The 26,249-nt window shown below is 60.5% G+C and carries 24 protein-coding genes and 1 pseudogene; 14 read left to right on the forward strand and 11 right to left on the reverse strand.

Annotated elements, in window-relative coordinates:
- Window positions 1-2: 2 nt before the first annotated feature.
- A complete protein-coding gene (locus ACYZTY_RS03255) occupies window positions 3-812 on the reverse strand; it encodes an IclR family transcriptional regulator (protein WP_461957276.1) in 810 nt (269 codons plus the stop codon).
- A 165-nt stretch (window positions 813-977) separates the two neighbouring features.
- Between ACYZTY_RS03255 and hmgA the strand changes: the two genes are divergently transcribed.
- Genes hmgA through maiA form a run of 3 tightly spaced genes read left to right on the forward strand, consistent with a single transcriptional unit; the run spans window position 978 to window position 4,238 of the window.
- Complete coding sequence (gene hmgA, locus ACYZTY_RS03260; protein WP_461957277.1) at window positions 978-2,282, forward strand: homogentisate 1,2-dioxygenase; 1,305 nt, start codon at window positions 978-980, stop codon at window positions 2,280-2,282.
- A gap of 3 nt (window positions 2,283-2,285) precedes the next feature.
- Window positions 2,286-3,590, forward strand: a complete 1,305-nt coding sequence (fahA, locus tag ACYZTY_RS03265) for a fumarylacetoacetase (protein ID WP_461957278.1) — start codon at window positions 2,286-2,288, stop codon at window positions 3,588-3,590.
- Window positions 3,591-3,602: 12 nt separating this feature from the next.
- Window positions 3,603-4,238 carry a maleylacetoacetate isomerase gene (gene maiA / locus ACYZTY_RS03270; protein ID WP_461957279.1) on the forward strand — a complete coding sequence of 212 codons (636 nt, stop codon included), beginning with the start codon at window positions 3,603-3,605 and terminating at the stop codon, window positions 4,236-4,238.
- Between the two features lie 133 nt (window positions 4,239-4,371).
- Here the strand turns inward: maiA and ACYZTY_RS03275 are convergent, their stop codons facing one another.
- Window positions 4,372-5,175 carry a SirB1 family protein gene (locus ACYZTY_RS03275; RefSeq protein ID WP_461957280.1) on the reverse strand — a complete coding sequence of 268 codons (804 nt, stop codon included), beginning with the start codon at window positions 5,173-5,175 and terminating at the stop codon, window positions 4,372-4,374.
- Between the two features lie 183 nt (window positions 5,176-5,358).
- On the opposite strand from ACYZTY_RS03275, the gene ACYZTY_RS03280 reads away from it, so the two are divergent.
- Window positions 5,359-6,378, forward strand: coding sequence for a Glu/Leu/Phe/Val dehydrogenase family protein (locus tag ACYZTY_RS03280; RefSeq protein WP_461957281.1), 1,020 nt, complete (start codon window positions 5,359-5,361; stop codon window positions 6,376-6,378).
- Window positions 6,379-6,538: 160 nt separating this feature from the next.
- On the opposite strand, the pseudogene ACYZTY_RS03285 reads toward ACYZTY_RS03280, so the two are convergent.
- Window positions 6,539-6,793: pseudogene (locus tag ACYZTY_RS03285) on the reverse strand (YebG family protein); the annotation flags it as partial.
- Between the two features lie 336 nt (window positions 6,794-7,129).
- On the opposite strand from ACYZTY_RS03285, the gene ACYZTY_RS03290 reads away from it, so the two are divergent.
- The gene (locus tag ACYZTY_RS03290; protein ID WP_461957282.1) at window positions 7,130-7,630 is read left to right on the forward strand and encodes a phosphate-starvation-inducible protein PsiE; all 501 of its coding nucleotides are present in this window, start codon (window positions 7,130-7,132) and stop codon (window positions 7,628-7,630) included.
- Here the strand turns inward: ACYZTY_RS03290 and ACYZTY_RS03295 are convergent.
- The 3 genes from ACYZTY_RS03295 to ACYZTY_RS03305 all read right to left on the reverse strand — a co-directional run bounded on the left by ACYZTY_RS03295 (window position 7,627) and on the right by ACYZTY_RS03305 (window position 11,080).
- Entirely contained in the window at window positions 7,627-7,944 is a 318-nt protein-coding gene (locus ACYZTY_RS03295; protein ID WP_461957283.1) for a DUF3509 domain-containing protein, read from the reverse strand. The genes ACYZTY_RS03290 and ACYZTY_RS03295 overlap by 4 nt on opposite strands.
- Before the next feature lie 396 nt (window positions 7,945-8,340).
- A complete protein-coding gene (locus ACYZTY_RS03300) occupies window positions 8,341-9,642 on the reverse strand; it encodes an HAAAP family serine/threonine permease (protein ID WP_461957284.1) in 1,302 nt (433 codons plus the stop codon).
- A 61-nt stretch (window positions 9,643-9,703) separates the two neighbouring features.
- Complete coding sequence (locus ACYZTY_RS03305) at window positions 9,704-11,080, reverse strand: L-serine ammonia-lyase (protein WP_461957285.1); 1,377 nt, start codon at window positions 11,078-11,080, stop codon at window positions 9,704-9,706.
- Window positions 11,081-11,215: 135 nt separating this feature from the next.
- Here ACYZTY_RS03305 and ACYZTY_RS03310 point away from each other — a divergent pair, with 135 nt between their 5' ends.
- Together ACYZTY_RS03310 and ACYZTY_RS03315 are read left to right on the forward strand one after the other, a co-directional pair.
- Complete coding sequence (locus ACYZTY_RS03310; protein ID WP_461957286.1) at window positions 11,216-12,163, forward strand: LysR substrate-binding domain-containing protein; 948 nt, start codon at window positions 11,216-11,218, stop codon at window positions 12,161-12,163.
- A 213-nt stretch (window positions 12,164-12,376) separates the two neighbouring features.
- Window positions 12,377-12,784 carry an HPF/RaiA family ribosome-associated protein gene (locus ACYZTY_RS03315; RefSeq protein WP_461957287.1) on the forward strand — a complete coding sequence of 136 codons (408 nt, stop codon included), beginning with the start codon at window positions 12,377-12,379 and terminating at the stop codon, window positions 12,782-12,784.
- A 228-nt stretch (window positions 12,785-13,012) separates the two neighbouring features.
- Here ACYZTY_RS03315 and fecA read toward each other — a convergent pair whose 3' ends face one another.
- The 3 genes from fecA to ACYZTY_RS03330 all read right to left on the reverse strand — a co-directional run bounded on the left by fecA (window position 13,013) and on the right by ACYZTY_RS03330 (window position 17,001).
- Complete coding sequence (gene fecA / locus ACYZTY_RS03320; RefSeq protein WP_461957288.1) at window positions 13,013-15,346, reverse strand: TonB-dependent Fe(3+) dicitrate receptor FecA; 2,334 nt, start codon at window positions 15,344-15,346, stop codon at window positions 13,013-13,015.
- A gap of 231 nt (window positions 15,347-15,577) precedes the next feature.
- Complete coding sequence (locus tag ACYZTY_RS03325) at window positions 15,578-16,516, reverse strand: FecR domain-containing protein (protein ID WP_461957289.1); 939 nt, start codon at window positions 16,514-16,516, stop codon at window positions 15,578-15,580.
- A complete protein-coding gene (locus ACYZTY_RS03330) occupies window positions 16,513-17,001 on the reverse strand; it encodes a sigma-70 family RNA polymerase sigma factor (protein WP_461957290.1) in 489 nt (162 codons plus the stop codon). Before ACYZTY_RS03330 ends, ACYZTY_RS03325 begins: the two co-directional genes overlap by 4 nt.
- A gap of 177 nt (window positions 17,002-17,178) precedes the next feature.
- On the opposite strand from ACYZTY_RS03330, the gene ACYZTY_RS03335 reads away from it, so the two are divergent.
- The 6 genes from ACYZTY_RS03335 to ACYZTY_RS03360 all read left to right on the forward strand — a co-directional run bounded on the left by ACYZTY_RS03335 (window position 17,179) and on the right by ACYZTY_RS03360 (window position 23,582).
- Window positions 17,179-17,484 carry a DUF3649 domain-containing protein gene (locus ACYZTY_RS03335; RefSeq protein WP_461957291.1) on the forward strand — a complete coding sequence of 102 codons (306 nt, stop codon included), beginning with the start codon at window positions 17,179-17,181 and terminating at the stop codon, window positions 17,482-17,484.
- Window positions 17,481-19,061 carry a PepSY-associated TM helix domain-containing protein gene (locus ACYZTY_RS03340; protein WP_461957292.1) on the forward strand — a complete coding sequence of 527 codons (1,581 nt, stop codon included), beginning with the start codon at window positions 17,481-17,483 and terminating at the stop codon, window positions 19,059-19,061. Before ACYZTY_RS03335 ends, ACYZTY_RS03340 begins: the two co-directional genes overlap by 4 nt.
- Window positions 19,062-19,385, forward strand: coding sequence for a DUF3325 domain-containing protein (locus tag ACYZTY_RS03345; RefSeq protein WP_461957293.1), 324 nt, complete (start codon window positions 19,062-19,064; stop codon window positions 19,383-19,385).
- A complete protein-coding gene (locus ACYZTY_RS03350) occupies window positions 19,385-19,948 on the forward strand; it encodes an RNA polymerase sigma factor (RefSeq protein WP_461957294.1) in 564 nt (187 codons plus the stop codon). The genes ACYZTY_RS03345 and ACYZTY_RS03350 overlap by 1 nt, the downstream gene beginning before the upstream one ends.
- Window positions 19,945-20,934, forward strand: coding sequence for a FecR family protein (locus tag ACYZTY_RS03355; protein ID WP_461957295.1), 990 nt, complete (start codon window positions 19,945-19,947; stop codon window positions 20,932-20,934). The genes ACYZTY_RS03350 and ACYZTY_RS03355 overlap by 4 nt, the downstream gene beginning before the upstream one ends.
- Window positions 20,935-21,152: 218 nt before the next feature.
- Complete coding sequence (locus tag ACYZTY_RS03360; protein WP_461957296.1) at window positions 21,153-23,582, forward strand: TonB-dependent siderophore receptor; 2,430 nt, start codon at window positions 21,153-21,155, stop codon at window positions 23,580-23,582.
- 118 nt (window positions 23,583-23,700) lie between these two features.
- Here ACYZTY_RS03360 and ACYZTY_RS03365 read toward each other — a convergent pair whose 3' ends face one another.
- A complete protein-coding gene (locus tag ACYZTY_RS03365) occupies window positions 23,701-24,576 on the reverse strand; it encodes a helix-turn-helix domain-containing protein (RefSeq protein ID WP_461957297.1) in 876 nt (291 codons plus the stop codon).
- A gap of 139 nt (window positions 24,577-24,715) precedes the next feature.
- On the opposite strand from ACYZTY_RS03365, the gene ACYZTY_RS03370 reads away from it, so the two are divergent.
- Entirely contained in the window at window positions 24,716-25,618 is a 903-nt protein-coding gene (locus ACYZTY_RS03370) for a DMT family transporter (RefSeq protein WP_461957298.1), read from the forward strand.
- A gap of 20 nt (window positions 25,619-25,638) precedes the next feature.
- On the opposite strand, the gene ACYZTY_RS03375 is transcribed toward ACYZTY_RS03370, so the two are convergent.
- Window positions 25,639-26,148: a DUF2165 family protein gene (locus ACYZTY_RS03375; protein ID WP_461957299.1), complete on the reverse strand. Its 510-nt coding sequence runs from the start codon at window positions 26,146-26,148 to the stop codon at window positions 25,639-25,641.
- Window positions 26,149-26,249: the final 101 nt, after the last annotated feature.

Here is a 26,249-nt window from a genome sequence, read left to right on the forward strand (position 1 = left end):
TATTACAGGATGCCCTTCGGGCTCGCGACAGTAGGGGCCTGATAGCCCATCCGCCAACTCACGGCCCGCGTCGCCGCCAGCAATCGCTGCGCCGCCGGGCCGTTTTCGTCGGCGTGAAACAACGAGGTCGGGCCAACGATGGTCAAGACCGCCGCGACATTCCCCACGGCGTTGAATACCGGTGCCGACAAGGCGTCCACCCCAGGCATCAACAACCCATGTACATGATGCAGGCCGCGCTCGCGGATCTGTTTGCACAAGGCCGCATAGGCTTGCTCGTCCGCCAAGACATGGTGGGTAGCGTTTTGAAGTTCCTGATCGCGCAAGTCCACGGTTTCACGCTTCGGTAGAAATGCGCCAAACACCAGGCCAGTCGAAGAGCTGAGCAACGGCAATACCGAACCCAACTGCGTCACCACCGTCACTGCACGCACCGCCGGTTCGATGTGCACCACAGTCGCTCCCTGATTGCCCCACACCGCCAGAAAGCAGGTCTCGTTCAGTTCATCGCGCAATTCGGCCAAGGGCAGGGCGGCGACTTTCAGCACGTCCATACTGTTGAGTGCAGCGAGGCCGACGCGCAAGGCTTCGCGGCCCAGGCCGTAGTGATTGGTCGCCGTGTTCTGCTCGGCAAAACCGCTGGCGATCAGCGCCTGTAAATACCGATGAACCTTGCTCGCCGGCATTTGCACGTGTTCTGCCAGGCGCGACAGCGAGGTCGAGGGCGACAACTCGGCCAGTGCCTTGAGTATGTCGGTACCGACCTCGGCCGAGCGGACTTTCTGTTTGTCGTTGTTGCGCGGCGTTTCCATGAAGGCGGCCTGATCCCGGGACGAATGGGCGTCTTTATAGCTTGACGGTCAATACCAATCAAATTACGTTATGCGTAATCGAATTACGACAAAAATAACCCAGGCGTGCCGAGACCTCTGCAGCAGAGCGACAGGCCATTGCCTACTCCCTGTTCAGGAGGCTCCATGAACCTCGATTCAACGGCGCCAGCGCTGGCTTATCAGTCAGGCTTCGGCAACGAATTCAGCAGCGAAGCGTTGCCCGGCGCACTGCCCGTCGGCCAGAACTCCCCGCAAAAAGCTCCGTACGGCCTCTACACCGAACTGTTCTCCGGCACCGCGTTCACCATGGCTCGCAGCGAAGCGCGGCGCACCTGGATGTACCGGATTCAGCCGTCGGCCAATCACCCGGCGTTCGTCAAACTGGATCGGCAACTGGCCGGTGGTCCTTTAGGTGAAGTGACCCCCAATCGCCTGCGCTGGAACCCGTTGGACATCCCGACCGAGCCGACCGATTTCATCGACGGGCTGGTGAGCATGGCCGCCAATTCGGGCGCGGACAAACCGGCCGGGATCAGCATTTACACCTACCGCGCCAACCGCTCCATGGAACGCGTGTTCTTCAATGCCGACGGTGAAATGTTGCTGGTACCCGAGCAGGGTCGCCTGCGCATCGCCACCGAATTGGGCGTGCTGGAACTGGAGCCGCTGGAAATCGCCGTGCTGCCACGCGGTCTGAAATTTCGCGTCGAATTGCTCGACCCGCAAGCGCGCGGCTACATCGCCGAAAACCATGGCGCGCCACTGCGCCTGCCGGACCTTGGGCCGATCGGCAGCAACGGTCTGGCCAATGCCCGGGACTTCCTGACGCCCGTCGCGTATTACGAAAACCTCAAGCAACCGACCACCCTGGTGCAGAAATTCCTCGGCCAGTTGTGGGGCTGCGAACTTGATCATTCGCCGCTGAACGTGGTCGCCTGGCACGGCAATAACGTTCCGTACAAATATGACCTGCGCCGTTTCAACACCATCGGCACGGTCAGTTTCGACCACCCGGATCCGTCGATTTTCACCGTCCTGACGTCGCCGACCAGCGTCCACGGTCTGGCCAATCTGGACTTCGTGATCTTCCCGCCACGCTGGATGGTGGCCGAGAAAACCTTCCGTCCGCCGTGGTTCCACCGCAACCTGATGAACGAATTCATGGGCCTGATCAAGGGCGAGTACGACGCCAAGGCTGAAGGCTTCGTGCCCGGCGGTGCGTCGTTGCACAGCTGCATGAGCGCGCATGGCCCGGACGGCGAAACCTGCACCAAGGCGATCAACGCCGAACTGGCACCGGCGAAAATCGACAACACCATGGCGTTCATGTTCGAGACCAGCCAGGTGTTGCGCCCGAGCCGTTTCGCACTGGAATGCCCGCAACTGCAAAACAATTACGATGCCTGCTGGGCCTCGCTGCCCGCCACTTTCGACCCGACCCGGAGATAACCCATGACTCAGACTTCCACCACTCGCAGCTGGGTTTCTTCCGCCAACGGCCATGCTGATTTCCCACTGCAAAACCTTCCGATGGGCGTTTTCAGCGTGAACGGCTCTGCACCGCGCAGCGGTGTGGCCATCGGCGAGCATATTTTTGATCTGGAAGCTGCACTGGACGCTGGCTTGTTCGAAGGCGTCGCCAGAACCGCAGTAGAAGCCACCCGTGGCGGTCAGCTCAATGCGTTCTTCGAACTGGGCCGCGAGGCTCGCGTTGCACTGCGCGAACGTCTGTTGGAACTGTTCACTGAAGGCAGCACCCTGCACGGCAAGATCGAAGCCCAAGGCGCAAAACTGCTGCTACTGGCGGCAAATTGCGAGATGCATCTGCCGGCGAAAATCAACGATTACACCGACTTCTACGTCGGCATCGAGCATGCGCAGAACGTCGGCAAACTGTTCCGTCCGGACAATCCATTGCTGCCGAACTACAAATACGTGCCGATCGGCTACCACGGCCGTGCCTCGACCATTCGCCCGTCCGGCACCGATGTTCGCCGCCCGAAAGGCCAGACCTTGCCGGCCGGTCAGACCGAGCCGACGTTTGGCCCGTGCGCACGTCTGGATTACGAACTGGAACTGGGCATCTGGATCGGTCAGGGCAACGAGATGGGCGACTCGATCGCCATTGGTGACGCTGCCGATCACATTGCCGGTTTCTGCCTGCTCAACGACTGGTCGGCGCGCGATATCCAGGCTTGGGAATACCAGCCGCTGGGGCCGTTCCTGTCGAAGAGCTTTATCACCAGCATCTCGCCGTGGGTCGTGACGGCCGAAGCGCTTGAGCCGTTCCGTCGAGCTCAACCGGCGCGCCCGGAAGGTGACCCGCAGCCGCTGCCGTACCTGTTCGACACGCGTGATCAAGCCGCTGGTGCGTTCGATATCGAACTGGAAGTGCTGCTGCTCACAGAAGGCCTGCGCGAGCAAAAACTGCCGGCCCATCGTCTGACCCTCAGCAACACCAAACACATGTACTGGACCGTGGCGCAAATGGTCGCGCACCACAGCGTCAACGGCTGTCAGTTGCAGGCCGGTGACTTGTTCGGTTCGGGCACGTTGTCGGGGCCGGAAAACGGTCAGTTCGGCAGCTTGCTGGAAATCACCGAGGGCGGGAAAAAGCCGATTGAGCTGGCGTCGGGCGAGGTGCGCAAATTCCTCGAAGACGGCGACGAAATCATCCTGCGCGCCCGTTGCAGCCGCGACGGTTTTGCCTCCATCGGTTTCGGCGAATGCCGTGGCAAAGTGATCGCGGCGCGCTAAGAGGATTGGGTCATGGAACTCTATACCTACTACCGTTCGACGTCGTCCTACCGGGTGCGCATCGCGTTGGCGCTGAAGGGCCTGGATGTCCAGGCGCTGCCGGTCAATCTGATTGCGCCGCAAGGTGGCGAGCATCGGCAAGCGCCGTATCTGGCCATCAACCCGCAAGGCCGGGTGCCGGCCTTGCGCACCGATGAAGGCGAGCTGTTGATTCAGTCACCGGCCATCATCGAGTACCTGGAGGAACGTTATCCACAGGTGCCGCTGCTGTCCAAAGACTTGGCCGCGCGCGCTCACGAGCGTGGCGTTGCGGCGGTGATTGGTTGCGACGTGCATCCGCTGCACAACGTAAGCGTGCTCAACAAGCTGCGGCAATTGGGCCACGATGAACCGCAGGTGGTGGAGTGGATCGGCCACTGGATCAGCCAGGGGCTGGCGACGGTCGAGCACTTGATTGGGGATGAGGGTTATTGCTTTGGGCCGCAGCCGGGCCTGGCGGACGTTTATCTGATACCCCAACTGTACGCAGCCGAGCGTTTCAACATTTCGCTTGAGCCGTATCCACGGATTCGCCGGATAGCGGCGTTGGCCGCCACGCATCCAGCCTTCATCAAGGCCCACCCGGCTAATCAGCCTGACACCCCCTAAAGCCCTGCACGCAACCCTGTAGGAGCGAGCGATGCGGCGACCCGACTTGCCCGCGAAGAACGATAACGCGGTATTTCTGATAGATCGAGGCGCCTGGTTCGCGGGCAAGCCTCGCTCCTACAAAGAGCAGAGGTCAATGGACGATCGAGTTGGGTGGGAGATGCCCCAAGCGTTCCGTCAGGCGAATCCGCTGGATCGGGTCGTCGCTGAGCAGCAGCGCATGCTCCAGGTCGAAGCGTTCGGCGTTCGGGCAGTCCAGCCGTTGATAGAGGCTGGCCCGGGCCAGGTAATCGGCGGCGTTGGCGTTGCCCAGTTCCAGCACGCGTTCGGCGTCGATCAGGGCGCCGATGTAGTCATCGTGGGAAAGGTGCAGCTGACGCAGGTTGCGTGACAGCCGTTGCAGCATCTGCGCCGGCTCGGCGGTCAGCAGATGCTCGGCGTTGAGTTGCATGTTCGGGCCGTACTGGCGTTGCAGCAATTCACGGCAATCGTTGGGGTACAAGCGTCGCCCGCCGCACGGGTCCAGCAGATGATCGGCGCCCGGTACGCGCAGCAGGAAGTGCCCAGGGAAATTGACCCCGACCATGGGGATCTCCAGGCGTTTGGCCAACTCCAGCGCTATTAGCCCCAGGGATAGCGGCTGACCGCGCCGCAGTTCCAGCACCTTGTTGACCAATGCCACTTGCGGACGCAGCGGTGTGAAGTCGTCCTGGGCGAACCCCAGGTCAATCATCCGCCGCAACAGCGGCTGGGCCAATTCGCTCACCGGCAGCATCGGCAAACCATAGCTGACCCGCTGTTGCAGGTCCCGGAAGTCTGCCAATACCTTCTCGAGATCCACCTCTTTGTCGTGCTCGGCGGCCACCCACAGCGCCGCCTCGAACAGCGCGGGCGGTGATCGTTGCAGGCAGTCAAAAAAATGTTGGCGCGGCGTCATCAAAATCTCCCGGCAATGCCTCGTTTTAGCCTCGTCTGCGGCGTTCGTCCAGTGCTGCACACATGCGGTTTCAGGTTATGTCCGAAAGCCTGCTTGGCGACGCTGCTTATTCCGGTGCGCTTCTGCAAATTTTGGGCGCAAGCCTATACTGGCGACTACAAGAAGTGATTCGGGAGCCCGACGATGTTCGCTCTCATGCAAAGCACTCGCCTTGAATCGCTGCATCTGAGCGTCGACCCGGCCACCGGGTTGAAGGCGGTGATTGCCATTCATAACAGCCGTCTGGGGCCCGCCCTGGGGGGATGTCGTTACCTTGCCTATCCCAGCGACGAGTCTGCGGTCGAGGACGCCATTCGCCTGGCTCAAGGCATGAGTTACAAGGCTGCGCTGGCCGGCCTGGCCCAGGGCGGCGGGGTTGCGGTGATTGTTCGACCGGTCCATGTGGAGAACCGCGCCGCGCTGTTCGAAGCCTTCGGACGCTGCATCAATCAGCTCGACGGTCGCTACATCACCGCGATCGACAGCGGCACCTCGGTGGCAGACATGGATTGCATCGCCCAAGAGACCCAACACGTCACCAGCACCACTTCAGCGGGCGACCCTGCGCCTCACGCGGCGATGGGCGTGTTCACCGGCATTCGTGCCACCGCCATGGCTCGTCTGGGCAGCGATAACCTCGAAGGCCTGCGAGTGGCCATCCAGGGTTTGGGCAACGTCGGTTTCGCCTTGGCGGAACAGCTGCACGCCGCTGGCGCCGAACTGCTGGTCAGCGACATCGATCACGGCAAGGTGCAATTGGCGATGGAGCAGTTGGGCGCTCATCCGATTGCCAACGACGCGCTACTCAGTACGCCGTGCGACATTCTCGCGCCCTGCGGCCTGGGCGGCGTGCTCAACAGCCACAGTGTGACGCAACTGCGCTGCTCTGCGGTGGCAGGTTCTGCGAACAATCAGCTGACTCACCTGGAGGTCGCCGATCAACTGGAGCGACGGGGCATTTTGTATGCGCCGGATTATGTGATCAATTCCGGCGGGCTGATCTACGTTTCACTCAAACACCGTGGCGAAGAACTCACGACCATCACCGCACACCTGTCGAAAATCGCCTCGCGACTGACCGAAGTCTTCGCCCATGCCCAGGCGGAAAAACGTTCCCCGGCAAGGGTAGCGGACGAGCTCGCGGAGAAAGTGCTGTACCGCTGAGTCCTGCCTTTACTGCAGACATGAAAAAGGCCCTGAGCCATTCGACTCAGGGCCTATTCAATTCGGGCGTTGCTTACTTCGGTGTCTTGGCAGCTTTGGCTGGCTTGGTCGGCTCAGCGGCTTCTGCCACTTCTGCCGGTTCAGCTTTTTCAACCACCTCAGCCGGCGCATTCAGCAGTTCGGACAAAACATCCGGTTGGCTCTTGAACGCCTTGGCGAACACATCGCGATTCTTCGCCATGTAGATCCCGGCTTCTTCCACTTGCTGTTCGGTCAGGGACGGAACGGCTTTTTGCAACACTTCAGCCAGCAATTCAGCCAGTTCGAGCATTTTGTCATGACGGTCAGCTTCGGCTTTATCCATGAACAAGCGCTCCAGATCTCGGCTGCTGCGGTATACCACTTCGACGGCCATTCACCACCTCACATGCCTTCACGATAGTTGTCTGTTTCGACCACTGTATTTATATACAGCGAAAAGGATAAGCGAATCCCTGCGCTTTGGGTAGTGGCTTTTTAATGTAGACCGAAATCAGGGGTTGTAAGGTGAACCGTGTGGCTCCATTCGCGGGCAAGCCTCGCTCCTACAGGCTAGGCACTGGCTTGGGCGGGTGCGACCAAACGCCACGGAGCGCGTTTTAGAGCACCTCGCCATCATGTGGCAGGCGCCTCTGGCCTTTTTTCTGCATGCAGAACAACCGTCACGTCAAACCCGCATCATCCGCTCGAACCGAGCTAAGGAAGAATCATCGTGAAAATCAACTGGGCCGAGAACCTGCGGCAGAACGTGCACGAACTGGCCGAGTCCCTGGGCAACCTGTTCGTCGAGACTTTCCATTACCTGGCGCTGTTCGCCATCGGTGCGGTAACCGCCTGGGCGGCGGTGATGGAATTTCTGGGGATGATCGAAGAAGGGGACATCAAGATCGATGACATCTTGCTGCTGTTCATCTACCTGGAACTGGGGGCGATGGTCGGGATTTACTTCAAGACCAACCACATGCCGGTGCGCTTCCTGATCTACGTGGCGATCACGGCGCTGACGCGGCTGCTGATTTCCAACGTCTCGCACCACAATCCGCCGGACCTCGGCATCATCTACCTGTGCGGCGGGATTCTGCTGCTGGCATTTGCGATTCTGGTGGTGCGTTACGCTTCGTCGCAATTCCCTTCGGTGAAGATCGAGAACCCGCAACGCAAGATCGGTGCGGGTTCCGGTGAACATCCCGAAGTGGAGAAGGGCGAGATTTAAAGCCCCATGGTCGGGCGGGGCCGGGCTTTGACTTGGGGTGGCGGCGGATTGCGATTGTCGCCATCGGTCATCGCTTCGAGGATGGCCACGGCACTGTGGCCCTGTTCGATGGCGATGCCGAACTGAATGCTTTGCACCAGACGTTTGAGGCGCTTGGGGTCATTGCGCTGTTCGGCGCTGATCATCCGCTTGGCAACCACATGGCCGCTGTTGGAGAGGGTCAGCATGATGCTGCCGTCCAGACCCTGAATGCTCAGGTTGATCTGATAGTCCGCTGCAAAGGCATCGGTAATGAGCTGAAAAGGGTTGTCCATGATGCGTCACCGCCTGATTGAACGTGCAGTTGTTGACCGGCCATGATCGGGTTGGTTCGCACTACCAGACCATCGGCAAGCCGCTCGCTGAGGTTTTCAAAAGTCCTTTTGCCTCGCAGGTGGTGTAGCAAGGGGCATGCCGGAAAAATTGTCGAACAATGATCGTGGCGGAAAAGAGGCGCGCAGGCAGTCAAGAAAGTTCAGGCGAAACACACTCCCTGTAGCAGCTGGCGCAGCCTGCGTTCGGCTGCGAAGCAGTCGTGAGATCAGCCAGCGCGGTGCTTCAGGAAGACCGCGCGCTCAGGTTTTACGACTGCTGCGCAGCCGAACGCAGGCTGCGCCAGCTGCTACAGGTTCGTGCTACGGCTTACCTTTTCGGCTTCAGGCCTGCCCGTTTCAGGGCATGAACGAGTAAATGATCGCTGACAGTGCAATCAAGCCGATCAACACCACGAACACGTTCGACGCCTGGCCCGAATACTGGCGCAAGGCCGGCACGCGGCGGATGGCGTACATCGGCATCAGGAACAACAGACACGCAATGACCGGCCCGCCGAGGGTTTCGATCATGCCGAGGATGCTCGGGTTGAAGGTCGCCACGGCCCAGCAGCTGAGGATCATGAACAGCGCGGTGAGGCGGTTCAGCCAGCTCGCCGACATCGCCCGGCCACGGCCACGCAGGCTTTTCACGATCAGGCCCTGAAAGCCTTCGCTGGCGCCGATGTAATGGCCGAGGAAGGATTTGGTGATCGCCACCAGCGCAATCAGCGGCGCGGCATAAGCGATGACCGGGGTCTGGAAGTGGTTGGCCAGGTACGACAGGATCGAGATGTTCTGTGCCTTCGCCGCCGCAAGATCGGCCGGCGACAGCGCCAGCACGCAGCTGAAGCAGAAGAACATCACCGTCACCACCATCATGGCGTGGGCGATGGCGAGAATGCCGCTGCTCTTGCGCTCGGCGTGCTCGCCGTACCGCTGTTTCTGGTCAACGGCGAAGGCGGAAATGATCGGCGAATGGTTGAACGAGAACACCATGACCGGGATTGCCAGCCACAAGGTTTTGAAGAACAGCGGCAGCGGCATGCCTTCGCTGGCGGTGGAGAAGAACGCACCGTTCCAGTTCGGGATCAGGCTGAAACCGAGCAGCAGCAACGCCGCGACGAACGGGTAAACCAGCACGCTCATGCACTTGACGATGACCCCCTGGCCACACCGCACGATCGCCATCAGACCGAGGATCAGCACCAGCGACAGAATCGCTCGCGGTGGCGGGGCGATGTGCAATTGATGCTCCATGAAGCTGCTCAGGGTGTTGGTCAGCGCCACGCTGTACACCAGCAGAATCGGGAAAATCGCGAAGAAATACAGCAGCGTGATCAACTTGCCGGCGCCAACGCCGAAGTGTTCTTCCACTACTTCGGTGATGTCTCCGGAGCGACCGGACAGCACGAAGCGGGTCAGGCCCCGGTGAGCAAAGTAGGTCATCGGAAACGCCAGCACCGCCAGGATCAGCAGCGGCCAGAAACCGCCCACGCCGGCGTTGATCGGCAGGAACAGCGTGCCGGCACCAATTGCCGTGCCGTAAAGGCCAAGCATCCAGGTGGTGTCGTGTTTGCTCCAGCCCTTGGTGGCTGTTGCAGTGTCGCGTTTGAGATCTACAGCAGGATTATCGGCAGCAGGTGTACGTGCATCGGTCATCGTTTGGCCTCGTTATTGTTCTTGCTCGGGCTCACGGTTACGGGCGGTCAGGGAATGCTCCTCAGCACTCCACCCAGCTGACAGCCAGGCCGCCCCGTGAAGTCTCTTTGTATTTGTCGTGCATGTCGGCGCCGGTATCGCGCATGGTGCGGATGACCCGGTCCAGGGAAATGAAGTGTTTGCCGTCACCGCGCAGGGCCATTTGCGTGGCGTTGATCGCCTTCACGGCAGCAATCGCATTGCGCTCGATGCACGGCACTTGCACCAGGCCGCCGACCGGGTCGCAGGTCAGGCCGAGGTTGTGTTCCAGGCCGATTTCGGCTGCGTTTTCCAGTTGCTCGGGGGTGGCACCGAGCACATCGGCCAGACCGGCGGCTGCCATGGCGCAGGCGGAGCCGACTTCACCCTGGCAGCCGACTTCGGCACCGGAAATAGACGCGTTTTTCTTGCAGAGTATTCCTACAGCCGCCGCGCCTAAAAAAAACGCGACAACGTCATCGTCCGACGCGTCCGGGTTGAATTTCATGTAGTAGTGCAGCACCGCCGGAATGATCCCGGCCGCGCCGTTGGTCGGCGCCGTGACCATGCGTCCGCCCGCTGCGTTTTCTTCGTTCACGGCGAGGGCAAACAGGTTGACCCACTCCATGGCCGACAAGGTGGACGTGATGACATTCGGCTTGCCGATTTCCAGCAGACTGCGGTGCAATTTCGCCGCGCGGCGCGGAACATTCAGACCGCCCGGCAGGATGCCTTCGTGGCGCATGCCTTGCTCGACGCACTCGCGCATCACTGACCAAATGTGCAGCAGGCCTTGGCGGATTTCGGCTTCGCTGCGCCACGCCAGTTCGTTGGCCATCATCAACTCGGAAACACGCAGGCCGTGTTGGTTGCAGAGCTTGAGCAATTCGGCGGCGCTGGAAAAATCGTAGGGCAGCACCACGTCGCTGGTCGGCGCAATGCCGGACTCGGCTTCCGCCGCTTCGATGATGAAACCACCGCCAATCGAGTAGTACGTTTGCTCCGACAGTTCTCCGGTTTCGCCAAAGGCTGTCAGAGACATGGCGTTAGGGTGGTAAGGCAAACTCTCGTCGAGCAATAGGAGATCGCGTTGCCAGTTGAAGGCGATGGTCTTGGTGCCGGCCAGAGACAGTTCGCCGGTTTCGCGCAGGGTCTGGATTCGGCTATCTATGGTGGTCGGATCGATGCTGTCTGGCCATTCGCCCATCAGGCCCATGACACAGGCACGATCGGTGGCGTGGCCGACGCCGGTGGCCGAGAGGGAGCCGTACAGACGGATTTCCACCCGACGGACGGCGTCGAGCAAATCCTGGTCAATCAGTGCCTGGGCAAAGGTCGCTGCGGCGCGCATCGGGCCGACGGTGTGGGAACTGGACGGACCGATGCCGACTTTGAAGAGATCGAAAACACTGATAGCCATGCTAAAGCCTATACAAGCAATGGAAGAGAAATCGCTGCCATTTTTGTAGGACAAGCGCAATGTCGGCGATACTGCCTACCTCGGTCCTACGTGACCAACGAAACTTCCTAAGACAGCCTTTAGCAGGACTAAACAATGAGTCGCCAATTGCACGCCCAGACTTACGTCTGGCTGCACGTGTTTTCCTGTGCCGCGCGGCACTTGTCGTTCACCCGTTGCGCCGAAGAGCTGCACATCACGCCGGGTGCAGTCAGCCAGCAAATCCGCCAACTCGAAGAGCGCCTGGGCTTTCGCTTGTTTCACCGTCGTGCTCGCGGCGTGGAATTGAGCGCCGAAGGCCAGCGACTGGCTATTACGGTCAACGAGGCTTACGGCAGCATCGACGCGGAATTGCGACGACTGGACGCGGGCATGATCAGCGGGATTTTGCGGGTGCGTTCGATTCCATCGTTCCTGAGCAAGTGGCTGACCCCACGCCTGCCGCGTTTGCAGCAGCGCTTTCCGGACATTCAATTGCGCCTGGTGGCCGAGGACAGCAGCGTGCCGTTGCACGAGGGTGATTTCGACCTGGCGATCGACCTGAATGACGGCAGTTATCCCGGATTGTTATCCACAACCTTGCTCGACGAGCAGATCTTCCCGGTCTGCGCCCCGAGCCTGCTGCGCGGCCGACCACCGCTGCACGGTCCGGCTGACCTGGTGCACTTCCCGCTGCTGCACGACATCACGGCCTGGCGCGGCAGTTACGAGTACGCGGAATGGGAGTTCTACCTGAACGCTATCGGCTTCGAAGGCGCCGACGTGCGGCGCGGACACACCTTCAATCGCAATCACCTGACCATAGAAGCGGCGATTGCCGGCATGGGCGTGGCGATTGCGCGGCGGACATTGCTCAACGATGAGCTGGAGCGGGGGACGTTGATCGTGCCGTTCGGTCTGGCAGTGCCCAATCACAAGCGTTACGTGCTGCTCTATGCGCCCGGCGCACTGAGCCATCCGGGCGGGCGTGCGGTGCATGACTGGCTGGTGGAAGAGGCGGGGATTTTTCGGAGTCTGCACCCACTGGCGGAGCGGCAGATGTGAGCAATTGTGACTGAAGAGAGGGGCGACCCAACTCCCGACCTTAACAGCGCTTTTTGCCGTTGTCCGACTTTTTTTGCGAATCCATATTTATCTTTTTTTAGGGGTTGAAATGTTCTGCGCACAGACCGATTGTGTAAGTAAGAGGTCACGGTGATGACGCCCAAGGGCTAGCCGATGTGCCTCTCGCAAGCTAGCTGAAATAAGGGATGAACTATGCAAATCCAAGTCAACAGCGATAACCATATTCAAAGCAGCATCCGACTGGAGGAGTGGGTACGTACTACCATTGAGAGCACGCTTGAACGTTATGAAGAGGACCTGACACGCGTCGAGGTTCATCTGCGGGACGAGAACGGCGACAAGCCCGGTCCCCATGACATGCGCTGTCAGCTGGAAGCGCGGCCAAAAGGCCACCAACCGATTTCTGTTACCCATAAAGCCGCTAGCCTGGAACTGGCGATCGACGGTGCGGCCGAAAAACTTGAACACGCGCTTGAGCATCTGTTCGGCAAACTGCGGGGCAAACCTCGTGCCGCTGTGGTGCCATTCGAACGAGTCGCTGCTGATGCGCTGCTGGAAGAAGAGTTTCTCGAGAACGAACAGGCTGCAATAAACGGCTGAAGCCTGATTCAATTTTTACCTTCCCAATGAAAACGGGCCTGCTTATGCAGGCCCGTTCTTGTTTGCGCCGATTATGGCGGCGCCGCATTTCCTTGTAGGAGCGAGGCTTGCCCGCGAAGAGGCCCGGAAATCCAGCGCATATGTCGCTCATTCAAACGCCTTCGCGGGCAAGCCTCGCTCCTACAAAGGAGGGCGAGTTCGGTCGCGAAGAGGGTGTGCGGCTTCAGATCAGAACGCCACCGACGTCTGCACATAAACCGTCCGCGGTTCCCCCACATACTTGCCCTTGTTGTTGTCATCGAACGACCGGGTGAAGTACTGGTGGTTGAGAATATTCTTGACCCCCACCGCCACATTCAAATCCTGTAATTTCGGCCCGAAGTCATACGCCGCGCGGCTGCTGAACAACATATACCCAGGAATCTTGCCCGTGCTGCCATCAGCGCTTTCAGCCGAGGTATTGGCGTTGTCGGCAAATTGGTCGCTCTGGTAACTGCTGTCCAGGTTCAGCTTCCAGGCGCCTTCGGTGTAACCCACCCCGAGGGTGCCTTTGTGTTTCGAGGAGAACGGCACACGATTGCCCTTGTTCGGCCCGTCTTCGCGGATGGTCGCGTCCACATAGGCATAAGTGGCGTACACATCGAAGCCGGTCAGCGACGGGCTCAAATCATCCAGCGAATAATTGATGCTGCTTTCAATGCCTTGATGACGCGTCTCGCCGCGTGCGATCACCGAATCGTTGGTCTGATTACTTTCGTACTGATTGTCGAAGTTGATCAGGAACGCACCGATTTCCGCTCTCAGCGCACCGTTGTCGTAACGGGTGCCCAGCTCCCAGGTCCGCGCCTTCTCCGGTTTGACTTCGCCGCTGGTCACCCGGTTTGGCATCTGACTGTATTGCACGCTGCCGAACGAGCCTTCGGTGTTGGCGTATAGGTTCCAGGTGTCCGTCACGTGATAAAGCACGTTCAGCGCCGGCAGTGCGGTGTTGTAGTCGCCCTTGTACTTCACGTTCGTCAGGTTGTTGGTCTGCTGCGAATCGATCATCTCGTAGCGAATGCCCGGCGTGATCGTCCACTTGCCAATGTCGATCCGGTCGTCGACGAAGAACGCATTGGCCTCAGTGCCGCCCCGGGTGTCGCGGTCATTGCGGCTGTTGGTGGTCGGGAAGGTATTGTTGGCGATCGGCTCGCGGTAGCGCAGTTCGTGGCCGGCTTCGTTGATGTAGCGATAGCCGACGCCGACTTCATGGCTGGTCGGGCCGAGGTCAAAGCCTTGGGCGAAACGGGTTTCCAGACCACGCACCCAGTACTCGCGCGGCGACAGCGAGAGGAATGTGCCCTGATCCAGATAACCGCTGCGCAGGGTTTTGGTGAAGAAGGTGTTGGCGGTGAATTCGCGGCGGTCTTCCTGATAGCGATAGCCGAAGTTGAACATGGTCCGGCGGCCCCAGAACTGGTCTTTCGGGCGGGTCGACTGGTACGGATCGGCGTCGTAATCGGCGACGTTCAGACCGCCGGGCATGTCGGCCTTGCCTTCGTAATACTGAGCCATCGCGTTGAAGCTGTTGGCGTCATCGAGCTGATACTTGCCCTTGAGGATCAGGTCGTCGATTTCGGTGTCGCTGTGTTCACGCCAGTCGCCGCCGCGGGTCCCGGAGTACAACAGCGCACCGCCCAGGCCATTGTCGGCGGTGCCGCCGGCCAGCAAGTTGCCGGTGGTTTTAAAACCGTCGTGGCTGGAGGACGGGCTGGTTTCGGTTTGGAAACCGCCTTTCACGGTCGGCTCATCGGGAATCGCCCGGGTCACGAAGTTGACCACGCCGCCAACGTTCTGCGGGCCGTAACGCACCGCGCCGCCGCCGCGCACCACATCCACCGCGTCCATGTTGCCGATGCTCACCGGGGCGAATGACAGCTGCGGCTGGCCATAAGGGGCGAAGGGCACGGGGATGCCGTCCATCAATACGGTCGAGCGAGAAGCCAGGCGCGGATTGAGGCCACGAATGCCGAAGTTCAGTGCCATGTCATGGCTGCCGGTGCCGTTGTTGTCCGGCGCGTTCACCCCGGGGATGCGATTGAGCACGTCCTTGGCCTGGGTTGCGCCTTGTCGCTCGAACTCTTCGCGACGGATCACATCACGTGCGCCGGGATGCTCGAAGACGTTGATTTGCGCCGCATCGCCGAGCCAGTCGCCGACCACTTTCGAGGTGTCCAGCTCCAGCGCGGTGTCGCCCGCCGGTTGCAGGCTGAAGGCATTGTCGCCCTCGGCGCGAGCTTGCAGGCCGGTGCCTTCGAGCAAAGCGTTCAAGCCCTGCGAAGGGGTGAAGTTGCCTTCCAGGCCACGACTCTGGACACCGCTGGTGATCTGCGAACCAAAGGTAATCAACACGCCGGCTTCACGGCCGAACTGGTTGAGGGCGTTTTCCAGCGAGGACGGTGCGATGTGGTACGGCTTGGCATCGGTGGCGAGTGCGAGCGGCAGCGCACCGAAGCTCAGGCTGGCGCCCAGCAAAAGTTGGCGCAGGGTGCGGGCCAGCGGAGTGAGGCGGGTGGGGTGCATGGACGACGATCCTGAGAAGGTGGAATCAAGGGGGCTTTCCTTCTCTGTCACGCCAGATCTGAAAAACGGCTCACGTTGGATGAAATTTTTTTTGCTGAGCTGACACTGGCTGGCTTTTGTGGCGAGGGAGCTTGCTCCCGTTCGGCTGCGCAGCAGTCGTAAATTTGGGGCCGCTTCGCAGCCCAGCGGGAGCAAGCTCCCTCGCCACAGGTATTGTGACTCGCTCCAGAATTACACCTTCGCCTCGACGGTCACCCAATACCGGGTAAAGCGCTTCACTTTCACCGGCAAACTGATTTCCAGCAGATCAAGAATCCGCTCGCTGTCGTCCAGTGGATACGTCCCGGAGATCAACAAATCCGCCACCTTCGCATCGCAATTCAGCTGCCCGCGACGATAACGGCCGAGTTCGTCGAGAAAATCCCCGAGGCGCATGTGCGCGGCCACCAGCATGCCGTCGGCCCAGGCGCCGCTGTTGGCGTCCAGCGGCAGCGGTTTGCCCACGCCTTGCAGGCCGAAACCCAATTGCCGGGCGGCTGGCAAAACCACTGGAGCTCCACCGTCCGGCGTCAATTCGACGCTGCCCTCGAACACTGCTACCTGCGTGCGATCAGCAAACTGCCGGACGTTCAATCGCCCACCTTGTGTCGTTAAAACACCCTGCGCGGTCTGCACCTGAAACGCCTGGGTGGCGGTCAGCAGCAGTTCGCCCTCCAGCAAACGGATCAACCGTTGCTGACCCTTCACGCGCACATCCACAGAACTCGCGGTGTTGAGCTGCAACTGGTTACCAGCGCCAAGCGGCACCTTGCGCCGCTGGCCGATGGGGCTGCGGTAGTCAGCAAGCAACGGCGGCAGCACGTTGCGTTCGCGCAGGCCCCAGGTGAGCGCAGAACCGGCGCCAAGAATCAGCAGCAGTTTCAACGCCTGACGTCGGCTGCCGGACTTCGGCGCATTGAGCGCCGCGTGGGCCAGCGGTGACGACAAACCGCGCAGTCGCTGATTGACCCGCTGGATATGCTCCCACGCCCGTTGATGCTCGCTGTGCGCATCGTGCCATTGCTGCCAGGCTTTTTGCTGGCGCGGGTTCAGCGGGCCTTGCTGCATTTCCATCAGCCAGTGCACCGCCTGCTCGGCGACCTGGGAAGAAAAGTCTGGAGTGCCGTTCATAAGGCGAAGTAGCAGCGCATGGCTGCTTTACTCAAATGGCGTTTGACCGTGGCGATGGAAATCCCCAGTTCGGCGGCGATCTGTGGATAAGTCAGGCCATCGACCTGTGCGAGCAAAAAGGCGCGTTTGACCAGGCGCGGCAAACCGTCCAGCAACTGGTCCAGCTCCATCAGGGTTTGCAGGATGATTGCCCGCTCTTCCTCGGACGGCGCGTACACCTCCGGCAGGTGCGCGAGTGCTTCGGCGTAGGCGCGCTCCAGATCCTGACGACGGTAATGGTTGAACAGCACGCGCTTGGCGATCGTCGTCAGGAACGCTCGCGGCTCGATGATCTGCGGGGTTTCCCGCGCCGTGAGCACGCGAATGAACGTGTCCTGAGCCAGGTCCGCCGCGCTGTCCGGGCAGCCAAGCCTGCGCCGCAACCAACCGGTGAGCCAGTTGTGGTGGGCCTGATAGAGGACTTCGACGGGATTGGCGGGCTGCAACAGAACCACTCCGACACAAACGGATACGTTAGAGAACAAGAATTGTTCGCATTGTAGAGGTGTGTAACGCCCCCGGCAATCGGATCTGTTTTGCGTATGAGAATATTTATCATTAATATTGCGCGCTTGCTGGCCCCGTGACCTTCACGCGGCCTCCCCCGGTTTCAAGGTCGAAACATGAAAGGCAAAATCAGCACGCTCCCCGTTTCTTATCGATTGGCCGTCACTTCGCGCGTGCTGGCCGCGGTGTTGGGCGGCTATGTCGTTGCGGCGCTGGCCAGCGTCAGCCTGAGCTTGTGGTTGCCGATGGTTCGCTCTGAAGCGGTGGTGACCGGGATGATGACCTCGTTTCTGGTCTATCTGGTCGCGGTGCTCTGGTGTTTTGCCTGTCGCAGTGCGTGGCAGGCCTGGTTCGGGTTGATCGTGCCGGGCCTGGTGCTCGCGGTGGTGTCCGGCCTGGCGTATTGGATGGGCCACGCATGAAAGAGGGTTTTCGTCAGGCGATGGCTTGGTTGCACACCTGGGCCGGGTTGATCTTCGGCTGGTTGCTGTTTGCGATTTTCCTGACCGGCACGCTTGCCTATTTCAAGGACGAGATCAGTCACTGGATGCAGCCTGAAATCCCGGCGCGTTCGGTGAGCTCCGAAGCCAGTTTGACCCTGGCGCAAAACTACCTTCAGCAACACGCAGCGGGTGCCTCGCGCTGGCTGATCGATTTGCCAAGTGCCCGAGAGCCGGGCCTGTCGGTGCGCTGGCAACAGACACCGGCCAAACCCGGCGAGCGTGGACAATTCACCGAGAAACTCCTCGACGCGCAAACCGGCAGCGAAGTTCAGGGCCGCGAATCCATGGGTGGCGACTTCTTTTATCGCTTCCACTTCCAGCTGCAAATGCCCTATCCGTGGGGCCGCTGGCTGTCGACCATCGCGGCCATGGTGATGTTCATCGGCCTGATCACCGGGATCATCACGCACAAGAAAATCTTCAAGGACTTCTTCACCTTCCGTCCCCGCAAAGGCCAGCGCTCCTGGCTGGACGGGCACAACGCGGTGGGCGTTCTGGTGTTGCCGTTTCACCTGATGATCACTTACAGCAGCCTGGTGATTTTCATGGCGATGGTGATGCCGGCGAGCATCCTGGCTTCGTACAAGGGCGATGCCCGCACCTTTTACGCGGAGGTGTTCCCGGCCTCCGGCACCCCCGAACTGGCCGGCAAACCGGCTGAACTGGCCCCGATGGCGCCGCTGTTGGAGCGGGCGCGCACGCAGTGGTCGGGCGGTCGGGCAGAACGTCTGACAGTGAACAATCCGGGGGATGCGAATGCCTCGATTGTCGTCTCAAGGGACGACGCCGACCGAGTGATTTATGACGCCAGCAGCGCGGTGACCTTCAATGGCGTGACCGGTCAACAACTCAGCGCCACGCCGCAGCAACCGGTGCCGATGGCCATCGCCGGCAGTTTCTATGGCTTGCACATGGGCCATTTCGCAAGCCCCGTGCTGCGCTGGCTGTATTTCGTTTGCGGTTTGGCGAGCACGGCGATGATTGGCACCGGGCTGGTGATCTGGCTCGGCAAGCGCCAGCTCAAACATGCGAAAAGCGCGGTGATGCCCTTCGAGCTGCGGCTGGTGGAAGTGCTGAACATTGCCAGCATGTCCGGGCTGGTGGTCGCGGTAGCGGCGTTCTTCTGGGCCAATCGGCTGCTGCCGGTCGAGATGGCCACCAGGGCGGATTGGGAAGTGAACAGTTTCTTCATCGTTTGGGGCTTGAGCGTGATTCATGCGGTGGTGCGCCGTGGCCGCTCGGCGTGGGTCGAGCAACTGGCCATGGCCGCGATGCTGTTCTGTGGCGTGCCGCTATTGAATGCACTGACCACGCCGTACCACTTGGGCGTAACGCTGGCTGAAGGCGACTGGACGCTGGCCGGGTTCGATTTGACCTGCCTGGGCAGTGGCCTGTTCCTGGCCTGGGCTGCGTGGAAAATGCAGTGCGCCGGGGAGACCGTTCGCGTTGCCAAAGAACGAGCCCGACCGATCACGCTTGAGCAGAAGGTGAACTGAATGTTGCTGGCCTTGCTGCTGTGCTACGGCGGTTTCACCGCGCTGTGTTTATCGATGGATCGGCATCACGCCGAACTGCTGGGGCGCAAGCCGTCGGCCCGACGGCGCAAAACGTTCAAGCTGAGCGGCTGGGTGTTGCTGGCGGTTTCTTTATGGGCTGCGGTGTCGCAAACCGGTTGGGGCCTCGGGTTGGTGGAGTGGTGTGCGGTGTTGATGCTCAGCGCTTTGTTGCTGGTGTTGTTGATGCCGTATCGCCCGCGTCTGGCCATGGCGTTGGCCGGGTTGAGCGTACTCGCCAGCCCCGTCGCTGTGTTTGCGCAGTAATGGTCACTAATCCCCCGGAACCTCGCGACGACGAACACGGAGGAGCCCGCGCGCATTTCCTCCAGGTGTTCCTGTCCCAGCGTTCGCAGATGGAAGCGCTGGTGAGTCGTCGTGTTGGCTGCCGAGCGACCGCCGCCGATCTGGTGCAGGATTTGTTCCTGCGTTTCTGGCGGCGGCCGCTGGTGCAAGTCGAAGAACTCAGCACCTATCTGCTGCGTTGCGCCGGCAACATCGCCATCGATCATTTGCGCAGTGAAGGCACGCGGGTGCGGGTCAACGAAGGCTGGATGCCGGATCAGCCGGACAGCCAGGGCAGCGAACCACAAGCCGCGCTGGAGGCGGGCAACGATCTGCGTCACGTCGAAGCGGCGTTGCGCGCGTTGCCTGAACGCACCCGGCAAATCTTTCTGCTCAATCGCATCCACGGCCGCAAATACGCCGAGATCGCCAAGGCCATGGGCCTGTCCCAAAGCGCCGTGGAAAAACATATGATGCGCGCCCTCGATGCCTGCAAGGCCAGCCTGCGGGAACCGCCAACGCGCACGCCAGGGAAAGCACCGTGAATCAACTCGACCGCGTCACACCGACGCCCGCTCAAGAACAGGCTGCTTTGGCCTGGCTGAGCCTGTTGCACGATCAACCCAGCAGCGGCGATCAACTCACCTTCAGTCGCTGGTTGCAGGCCGACCCCGCCCACGCCGAGGCTTACGCCCAGGCGCAAGTAGCGTGGGAACTGAGCGAAGTGCCGGCGCGAACCCTGGCCGATGAAGATGCGTTCGCCTTGCAGGGTTACCTCAATGCCATGACCCGATCTCGACGCTCCAGCGTGCGGCGTTGGTCTGGTGCGCTGGCCATGGCCGCATGCCTGGTGCTGATGATCGGCCTCGGTGCGGGTTGGCAGCCGACGCGCTGGATCGATGATCTGGGGGCGGACTATGTGTCCGCGCCGGGGGAAATTCGCACCGTTACATTGGCCGATCAGTCGCAAGTCACGCTGGATGCCGACAGCGCCATCGCCGTGGATTTCAGTCGTGGTGAGCGCCATGTCCAGCTGCGTCGCGGTGCCGGGTTTTTCAGCGTGACCCACACGGGCGATCCGTTTGTGGTCGACGCTGAAAAGGGCCGGGCGCGGGTGCTCGGCACACAGTTCGAAGTGCGCCTGCAACCCCATGGCGCGCAGGTCACGGTGCTGTCCGGGCGGGTCGGCGTGACTGCGGACAAGCACGCCGAGCAGCAGATTCTGACCGCCGGCCAGCAAGTGGCGTATGGCGAAGGCGCGGCGCAAAAGCTGCACGCGGTGGACAGCGAAGCGCAGCTGGCCTGGCGTCAGGGTTGGCTCAATTACTACAAGGCCACGCTGGCCGATGTGGTGCAGGACTTGGGGCGTTATTACCCGGGGCGGATTGTGCTGCTCAACGATGAACTGGCGGCGCGGCGGGTGAGTGGCAGCTTTCCGAGCAAGGATCCAGAGGCGGTGTTGAGCTCGTTGCAGGGTGTTTTGGGGTTCGAGCAGCACAGCGTTTTGGGGCATCTGATTATTTTGCGGTGAATCAACTGGCCTCTTCGCGGGCAAGCCTCGCTCCTACAGGTTATGCGCGATCCCTGTAGGAGCGAGGCTTGCCCGCGAAGGCGCAAGATCAAACACCACCGCCCCCCCAATAAAATTATTTTCAAAATTATGGTGAGGTAAACCCGACCCCCATCCGTGTAGTGACTGAAACTGCGAGTCATTCGCATCCCCGTAGGTTCTACACAGGTCATTGAGCAATGAAGTCCAGGGCAAAATCGGGTTCGGTCAAACAGTGGTTGGGTGCTTCTGCACTGAGTATGTCGGCGTTGGCGTTGCTGCCATCAAGCGTCGCATCGGCCGCTGAGGCTGCCGGCACGCAGCAGCTTACGCAGTTCAGCTTCGCCATCGCTGCCAAGCCGCTGCCTCAGGCCTTGAGCGACTTCAGCCGGGTCACCGGCATCAGCGTGGTCTACACCGATGAAGCGCCGTACGGTCTGACCGCCCCGGCGATCAATGGCCAGTTGAGCGCCGAGCAAGCTATGCAGCGTTTGCTCAGCGGTTCGGGTTTCACCTTCCGCCGTAGCGACGCCCACACCCTGGTGCTTGAACCGGTGCCCACCGCCGGCACGTTGAATCTGGGCACGACCACCATCAACTCGGTGGCCGATCAATCCATGAGCTATCAGCCGCCGCCCACCAGTTCGGTGATGCGCTCGTCGGCCTTGCTCCAGGAAATCCCGCAGACCGTCAATGTCATCCCGGCCCAGGTCATTCGCGATCAGGCACCGCGCAATCTGGATGACGCGCTGGCCAACGTCAGCGGCATCACTCAGGGCAACACACTGGCGAGCACTCAGGATTCGGTGATGACCCGCGGTTTCGGCGACAACCGTAACGGCTCGATCATGCGCGACGGCATGCCGATCGTGCAGGGCCGCGGCATGAATGCGACCGTGGACCGGGTCGAAGTCCTCAAGGGCCCGGCCTCGCTGCTTTACGGTATCCAGGACCCGGGCGGCGTGGTCAACATGGTCAGCAAGAAACCCGAGCTTGAGCAATACAACGCCCTGACGCTGCGCGGTTCGACCTACGGCGACGGTAAAAACGGCAGCGGCGGCGGCCTCGACAGCACCGGCGCGCTCGGTACTTCCGGCCTCGCTTACCGCATGGTGCTGGACCACGAAGATGAAGATTACTGGCGCAATTTCGGCACCCACCGCGAGACGCTGGTGGCGCCGTCGCTGGCCTGGTTCGGCGAAAGCACCAAGCTGTTGTTCTCCTATGAACACCGCGAATTCCTGACCCCGTTCGACCGTGGCACGATCATTGATCCGCGCACCAACCACCCGTTGGACATCTCGCGCAATGAACGCCTGGACGAGCCGTTCAACAACATGGAAGGCCGCTCGGATCTGTACCACTTCGAGGCCGATCACGAGCTCAACGACAACTGGAACGCCCATTTCGGCTACAGCTGGAACCGTGAAACCTACGACGCCAGCCAGGTGCGCGTCACCGCCATCGACACTCGAAGGGGCACGCTGACCCGCAGCATGGACGGCACCCAGAACGCCATCAGCACCGACCGCTTCACCACCGTCAGCCTCGAAGGCAACGTCAATGTGCTGGGCCTGCAACATGACCTGGTGTTCGGCATCGATGACGAGTACCGCAAGATCTACCGCGAAGACCTGATCCGCCAGAGAAGCCTGAACACCTTCAGCTACGTCAACCCGGTCTATGGCCGCGAAGTCGCCGGCACCACTGTCAGCCCGGCCGACAGTGCGCAGACCGATGAGCTGCGCAGCGATTCGATCTTCCTGCAGGACTCGATCCACCTCACCGATCAATGGATTTTCGTCGCGGGCGCACGCTTCCAGGAATACGACCAATACGCCGGCAAAGGCGTGCCGTTCAAGGCCAATACCGACAGCAATGGCCAGAAGTGGGTGCCACGCGCCGGTCTGGTCTATCGCTTCACCGATGAACTGTCGTTCTACGGCAGCTACACCGAATCGTTCAAACCCAACTCGACCATCGCGCCGTTGAGCGGCAGCAGCACCGTGCTCGACGGCAGCGTCGCGCCGGAAGAGGCCAAGTCCTGGGAAATCGGGGCCAAGCTCGATATGCCGGGTCGCGTGACCGGTAACGTCGCCCTGTTCGACATCAAGAAACGCAACGTACTGGTGGCCAACTCCGAAGGCCCTGTGACGATTTACAGCGCTGCCGGCGAAGTGCGCTCCCGGGGTCTGGAAGTGGATCTGACCGGCCAGCTCAGCGACCGCTGGAGCATGATCGGCAGCTATGCGTACACCGACGCCGAAGTCACCGAAGACCCGGATTACAAAGGCAAGAAACTGCAAAACGTCGCGAAGAACAGCGGCTCGCTTTCGGCGGTCTACGACTTCGGTACCATCATCGGCGGCGATCAATTGCGGGTCGGCGCGGGGGCACGTTATGTCGGCGAGCGGGCGGGTAACGCCGTGAACGATTTCGACCTGCCGAGCTACACCGTGGCCGATGCCTTCGCGACCTACGACACCAAGGTCGAAGGGCAGAAGGTCAAGTTTCAGCTCAACGTGAAGAACCTGTTTGACCGCACCTACTACACCTCGGCGGCGAGCCGGTTCTTTGTGTCGATGGGGGATTCGCGGCAGATTTCGTTGTCCAGCACATTGGAGTTCTAACGGAAAACCGCGTCATCGTTCTTCGCGGGCAAGCCTCGCTCCTACACGTTTTACGTTGCCCTTGTAGGAGCGAGGCTTGCCCGCGAAGACTGCATGACAGACGCCGCAAATCTCAGGATTAACGCAAAAACGCTTGCCGATACTCCCCAGGCGTCCCGCCCAAAACCTGCCGAAACCGATTGGTGAAATGACTCGCACTGGCAAACCCGCACGCCAGCGCAATCTCCCCCAACGGCTGCGACGTCGTACGCAACAACTCCCGCGCCCGGCTCATGCGCCGTGCCAACACATACTGATGCGGCGGCAAGCCGAAGCTCTCGCGAAACATCCGCGCAAAGTGATACTCCGACAGCGCACACAACGCCGCCAATTGCCCAAGGCTGATGGCCTCGGCCAATTGATTGTCGATGAATTCCACCAACTGCCGCCGCTGATGCGCCGCCAGTCCACCCTTGAGCCGCAAGCCCTCACGCATCCCGACCTGGCCGAGCAACACGTGACTGAGCATTTCATGGGCCAGGCTGCTGGTGAGCAGGCGTTCGCCGGGTTCGTCCCAGTTGAGGGTGAGCATCTGCCGAAAGCGCCGGGCTTGTGCCGGATCGTCAAGGAAGGTGGCTTCGCGTAACTGCAGTTCGCGAGGTTCGCGGTCCAGCAGCGTGACGCAGCCGAGGGCGAATTGTTCGGGGCTGAAATACACGTGGGCCAGGCGGATGTTGCCGTTGATCACCCAGCCCGATTGATGCTCGGCGGGCAGAATGCACAACTTGTCCGGGCCGCCCTTGGTGCCGGGCTGGTCACGACGGAAAGTGCCGGTGCCGCCGGCGATGTAGCACGACAGCGTGTGATGGCTCGGCGCCTCGTAGTCCTGGGCATCGTGATGGTTGCTCCACAGGGCTGCGGCCATGCCGTCACCGAGCTCGGCGCTGTGCTCAAGGCGAGCATTGGGCGAGCTGTTGAGGGCTTGAAAGACTTGCAGGGTTTCCAGTGCGGGCATGATCGTTTTCTCTCCAACGCCTCGCATCCTACTCCGTAGACATCGGCCTGCCAGCCTGTCGGGCGACAAAAGCGCAAGTTTATGCAAGTGCGCCAAGCCTTGGCGCAGGACACTGAGCACCTATTGAGGAGCCTATGTCATGAACCTGTCGTTGTATCTGCTGACCGTACTGATCTGGGGCACCACCTGGATTGCCTTGAAATGGCAGCTGGGCGTGGTGGCCATTCCCGTGTCGATCGTCTATCGCTTCGGCCTGGCTGCGCTGGTGCTGTTCGTCCTGTTGCTGCTCAGCCGACGCCTGCAAGTGATGAACCGTCGAGGGCATTTCATCTGCCTGGCACAGGGCTTGTGCCTGTTCTGCGTCAACTTCATGTGCTTCCTGACCGCCAGTCAGTGGATTCCCAGCGGCCTGGTCGCCGTGGTCTTTTCCACCGCCACCCTGTGGAACGCCCTCAATGCACGCGTATTCTTCGGCCAGAAAATCGCCCGCAACGTATTGATGGGCGGTGCGTTGGGCCTGTGCGGGCTTGGCCTGTTGTTCTGGCCTGAGCTGGCCGGCCACACGGCCAGCCCGGAAACCTTGCTCGGGTTGGGCCTGGCGCTGCTCGGCACCCTGTGTTTCTCGGCCGGCAACATGCTCTCGAGCCTGCAACAGAAGGCCGGTCTGAAACCCTTGACCACCAACGCCTGGGGCATGGCGTATGGCGCCGCGATGTTGTCGGTGTGGTGCCTGGTCAAGGGCATTCCTTTCGACATGGAATGGAACGTGCGTTACATCGGCTCGTTGCTGTATCTGGTGATTCCGGGGTCGGTCATTGGATTCACCGCTTACTTGACGCTGGTCGGGCGTATGGGCCCGGAGCGGGCGGCCTATTGCACCGTGCTGTTCCCGGTTGTGGCGCTGAATGTCTCGGCGTTTGCCGAAGGCTATCAGTGGACCGCGCCGGCATTGGTGGGGTTGGCATTGGTGATGCTGGGCAATGTGCTGGTGTTCCGCAAACCCAAGGCGCCGAGGGTACAAGGCAATGGCAAACTCGCTTGAAAGCATGGGGCCGAGTGCGCTTAGCGTTCGGTCCTCAGGGCGACGAATATCAACAACGGAAGTATGAAGTCGACTATGTGCCGCGCCCAGTCCTTGGCATTCCAGACTTTTGATTCATCCATGTTGAACCACTCGACGCCGATCACTTGCAGGCAGACGTAATAGACAAAGATGGCAATCAGTAATCCGATGATTGAAAACTTTTTGGCCTCATGGAAAACGTCGGCAGGCGCGTTCATGTTTCGGTAAAGGTGATAGGCGCCTACCAGGCAAAAGGTCGTATAGATAACTTCCAGGGTAATAATGATCCAGTAGATCCGGTGGTGGAGCATGGGCGAGGTGATTGCCCTGTAACTCAGGTTCAGGTTTTCCCGGGTGGTGTCCATGCTCAGGACATGACCAACGTATTCATAGTTTGATGAATAGTCGGTGAAGTTGCTGTACATCACCAGCAGGCCAAAAATGCTTATATAAGCCATTAGTGTGAATTTGCTATATCTGATGATTTTGTCGGTGGTTAGTCTGTTCAAGGTAAGTGTGCTCCATCACTGTTTTCCGTAGGGTCGGATAAGGAGTGTGGAGTGTATAACGCTTATTTGGTTTTAGTGTGTTGGCTGAATTGCAAGTTGTG

Source organism: Pseudomonas sp. LB1P83 (assembly GCF_054897885.1).

What these genes read in the sequence shown, in the direction of transcription:
- ACYZTY_RS03255 (WP_461957276.1), bottom strand. Translation starts at nt 812, where the DNA reads ATGGAAACGCCGCGCAACAACGACAAACAGAAAGTCCGCTCGGCCGAG.
- hmgA (WP_461957277.1), top strand. Translation starts at nt 978, where the DNA reads ATGAACCTCGATTCAACGGCGCCAGCGCTGGCTTATCAGTCAGGCTTC.
- fahA (WP_461957278.1), top strand. Translation starts at nt 2,286, where the DNA reads ATGACTCAGACTTCCACCACTCGCAGCTGGGTTTCTTCCGCCAACGGC.
- maiA (WP_461957279.1), top strand. Translation starts at nt 3,603, where the DNA reads ATGGAACTCTATACCTACTACCGTTCGACGTCGTCCTACCGGGTGCGC.
- ACYZTY_RS03275 (WP_461957280.1), bottom strand. Translation starts at nt 5,175, where the DNA reads ATGACGCCGCGCCAACATTTTTTTGACTGCCTGCAACGATCACCGCCC.
- ACYZTY_RS03280 (WP_461957281.1), top strand. Translation starts at nt 5,359, where the DNA reads ATGTTCGCTCTCATGCAAAGCACTCGCCTTGAATCGCTGCATCTGAGC.
- ACYZTY_RS03295 (WP_461957283.1), bottom strand. Translation starts at nt 7,944, where the DNA reads ATGGACAACCCTTTTCAGCTCATTACCGATGCCTTTGCAGCGGACTAT.
- ACYZTY_RS03300 (WP_461957284.1), bottom strand. Translation starts at nt 9,642, where the DNA reads ATGACCGATGCACGTACACCTGCTGCCGATAATCCTGCTGTAGATCTC.
- ACYZTY_RS03305 (WP_461957285.1), bottom strand. Translation starts at nt 11,080, where the DNA reads ATGGCTATCAGTGTTTTCGATCTCTTCAAAGTCGGCATCGGTCCGTCC.
- ACYZTY_RS03310 (WP_461957286.1), top strand. Translation starts at nt 11,216, where the DNA reads ATGAGTCGCCAATTGCACGCCCAGACTTACGTCTGGCTGCACGTGTTT.
- ACYZTY_RS03315 (WP_461957287.1), top strand. Translation starts at nt 12,377, where the DNA reads ATGCAAATCCAAGTCAACAGCGATAACCATATTCAAAGCAGCATCCGA.
- fecA (WP_461957288.1), bottom strand. Translation starts at nt 15,346, where the DNA reads ATGCACCCCACCCGCCTCACTCCGCTGGCCCGCACCCTGCGCCAACTT.
- ACYZTY_RS03325 (WP_461957289.1), bottom strand. Translation starts at nt 16,516, where the DNA reads ATGAACGGCACTCCAGACTTTTCTTCCCAGGTCGCCGAGCAGGCGGTG.
- ACYZTY_RS03335 (WP_461957291.1), top strand. Translation starts at nt 17,179, where the DNA reads ATGAAAGGCAAAATCAGCACGCTCCCCGTTTCTTATCGATTGGCCGTC.
- ACYZTY_RS03340 (WP_461957292.1), top strand. Translation starts at nt 17,481, where the DNA reads ATGAAAGAGGGTTTTCGTCAGGCGATGGCTTGGTTGCACACCTGGGCC.
- ACYZTY_RS03345 (WP_461957293.1), top strand. Translation starts at nt 19,062, where the DNA reads ATGTTGCTGGCCTTGCTGCTGTGCTACGGCGGTTTCACCGCGCTGTGT.
- ACYZTY_RS03350 (WP_461957294.1), top strand. Translation starts at nt 19,385, where the DNA reads ATGGTCACTAATCCCCCGGAACCTCGCGACGACGAACACGGAGGAGCC.
- ACYZTY_RS03360 (WP_461957296.1), top strand. Translation starts at nt 21,153, where the DNA reads ATGAAGTCCAGGGCAAAATCGGGTTCGGTCAAACAGTGGTTGGGTGCT.
- ACYZTY_RS03365 (WP_461957297.1), bottom strand. Translation starts at nt 24,576, where the DNA reads ATGCCCGCACTGGAAACCCTGCAAGTCTTTCAAGCCCTCAACAGCTCG.
- ACYZTY_RS03370 (WP_461957298.1), top strand. Translation starts at nt 24,716, where the DNA reads ATGAACCTGTCGTTGTATCTGCTGACCGTACTGATCTGGGGCACCACC.